Origin of the sequence: Luteitalea sp. (assembly GCF_022842525.1) — a bacterium.
Classification (GTDB): Bacteria; Acidobacteriota; Vicinamibacteria; order Vicinamibacterales; family Vicinamibacteraceae; genus Luteitalea.
Genome location: NZ_JALHPM010000376.1, coordinates 1 through 2,635 on the forward strand (window position 1 = coordinate 1; position 2,635 = coordinate 2,635).

Below are 2,635 nucleotides of genomic sequence, written 5' to 3' on the forward strand. Positions count from 1 at the left end.
CAGGTCGCGTTGATCGTCGGTTAGGATGCCCGCCGCTGCTCCATAGCCGAGTGCGGCCACGTGGTCGGGACGGCGGCCGGGTGCCGCGGTCGAGACGGCGTCGAGAACGTGCCGGTGAAGTCCTTCGTTATCGCCGAGAATCCAGGTGCAGAAGGCCGCGACGTGGCAGGGTAGGTTCCCAGCGGCGGCGACCTGGGTTTCGAGTGTGGTGCGGATGTCGAGCAGGTTGACCATCACAGGAACCAAAGGGTGCGCCCGATGAGGCCGAAGTGCACAGCCTCGGAATCCCAGCCCTCGACTGCGCTGAGGCCGGTGAGCCTCTCAGCGATCAGGTCAGAATAGCGGATGGTGATGGGATAGGGCTCGGGCGCGAGCATGCGCCAGGAGTGACCCGAGAACTGGAAGGCCTGTCGTGCCAGATAGGTCATGTCCGTAAAGGTCGACAGGCGGTGCAGCTTCAGCAGGCAGGGACGGGGCATCCCGTGGTCAGCGAGCTTGAGCTCCGACGCACCAGAGAACACCACGAGCGACTCGTAGTCCCCGAGCTTGACGTGCAAGCCGCGAGCCGGGCCGAGAACACCCTTCTTGGGCTCCGAAAATCCAATGCCGGACTGGGCGTGGTCGAAGATCAGGAACGGATGACTCCGCGCGATATGCAGAAACGCGAAGGTGACGTTGTCGAGCGCGAGGTCGCGAACCGTAGTTTCGATGGCTTCGGCCTCGGCGTCCTTCAGCGGCTTGAAAACATGAAACACGAGGCGCACCTTGTCGGTGCTGCGCCAGTTGTCCTGCCTGCGTACGGTCATGATCGAGCGCTTGAGAGTTTCGTAGAGGGCCGATGCGTAGTCCTCGAACGGCACGACGGCCGTGCGGTCGCTCAGCAGATAGCTGCCGTCGCTGGAGAAAACCGTGGTGATGCCGACGTACCGCTTGTGGGCGCCGATACGGCTGCTGGCGGCGGTGTGGGAGCCGAGGCCGATCACCAGCTCGTGGGCGACGGTCTGCTGTGAGGCGAGGAGCCACGGTATGCCACCGAGCTTGGCATAGGTCGCAAGGCTCATGTGGTTGAGGGAGAACACGAGCTGGGCGTCCTCCTGCGCCATGGTCTCCAAACGGACGCTCTGCACCGGGACGTCGCGCTTAAGTAGGACGGATTTGGTCGCGAAGTAAGGGTTCGATCCGTCGTCGTAGCCTTTGAACTCCTCTTCGACCTGGACTAGGGCGAGATCCCACTTGTAGCCGCTATCGGAGGCAGCGGTCAGGGCACGACGGCTGGCCTGGACATAGTCAGTGGCACTGGCGCTCGGGGCCGTGAAGAAGGTCACTTCGGGCTTTTGCAGCGCGAACCGTCTGATGAAACCGTCGCCGTAGCGCGCAGTGGAGTTTCTGCCGGAGACCGCATCGGGCATGCCTTCCAGGAACTTGGCGAGGAAAGCGTCGACCCGGCCCTCGTGGCGGGACTGGCAGATGACCGCGATCCTGAGCTGTTTCGGGCTGAACACACGTTGATCGTAGGGGCCGTGTTTCTTCAGACCGCGCTCGCTCCAGTCGTCCTTGCGCGTTCCGCTCGGGTCGAAGACGAGCACCGGCTTCTCGATGGTTTCCTGAATGGGAAATCCTGCACGGTCGGACGTGAGCATCCGGTCGATGACGAACCGGGCGCCGGGGACGGCGCGCAACTCGGCCTTGTCGCGCAGATAACCGAGAGCCTCGTCGATCTTCTCCTTTCGGCCCGGGCCGGAGTTGAGGTGCGCCGCCGCGCGCGCAGCGTCAGCGAGCACGCGCGACGCCTCGGTGCCGAGAAAGCGCCGGACGTAGTCGTCGACGATCTCGGCGCGCGGCTCCAGAAAAGCGCGATCCGCTGCAATGGTCCCCAACCCTTGGACGTGATCGTCGAGCACGAGGGTCGTGCCGTCGATGCTCGAAACTCGGCCAGCCAGGGCACGCCGCGGAAGAATGCGTGGATCGGAGGCGGGCTCCTCGGTCTGGACATAGTGGCCATCGATAGAAATGCCGAAGCCGATCAGGTCGGCACAGCTCGCCCGGATCAGGTTCTTCAAACCCGGCTCACACACGATCCCGACAGTGCGCCTGCCGCCGTTGTAGATGGACCGGGTGTCGAAGCGCAGCACAGGGCGGCGCTCGATCGAGGGCGGCAGACGGTCATGGATGAGGAGGCCGCGGGCAGGCGATCCGATGATGGTAACGCCTTGGCCCGGCAAAAGCTCGCGGACTCCGGCGAAGGCCCTGATCAGGGCCGCCTCGAATAGCGCCGGCCAGAGCCAGCGCTCCTGCGACAGGTCGAGTTCCTCGGTGAGGATTCCGAGAGGCTTGTGACCGTCCACCACGGGAATGTCGACGATGACATCGCCCTCACGGCGCCGCGTCAGCACGTGGGTTGCAGAGAATGCCCGTCGCAGATCGCGCAGACGATCACGATCATACGCCTGCCTCCCGGCGAGAACCTTGGTCGCGCCGGTGACGGAGATGGGAGCGAAGTTGATCGTGAGGTTCGTCATCGCCGCCTTCATGAGCTACCTTGTGAACACTCCGTCCCTGATTCTCCCCGCCATAATATCTCGCGAGATGTGGAGATGTACGGCGCCCGCAACGACGCTCAACAGCCCTAGGTACC

The 2,635-nt window shown here is 64.0% G+C and carries 2 protein-coding genes; both read right to left on the reverse strand.

Annotation, left to right across the window (positions count from 1 at the left end):
- The coding region (locus tag Q0C41_RS31185; RefSeq protein WP_291990919.1) for a hypothetical protein at positions 1 to 234 on the reverse strand (234 nt) is incomplete at its 3' end.
- Positions 234 to 2,531: a hypothetical protein gene (locus tag Q0C41_RS31190; RefSeq protein WP_291990922.1), complete on the reverse strand. Its 2,298-nt coding sequence runs from the start codon at positions 2,529 to 2,531 to the stop codon at positions 234 to 236. The genes Q0C41_RS31185 and Q0C41_RS31190, both read right to left, overlap by 1 nt.
- Positions 2,532 to 2,635 lie beyond the last annotated feature (104 nt).

Excerpts from the sequence above, each read along its gene's own strand:
- Q0C41_RS31190 (WP_291990922.1), bottom strand. The coding sequence starts at position 2,531 with ATGAAGGCGGCGATGACGAACCTCACGATCAACTTCGCTCCCATCTCC.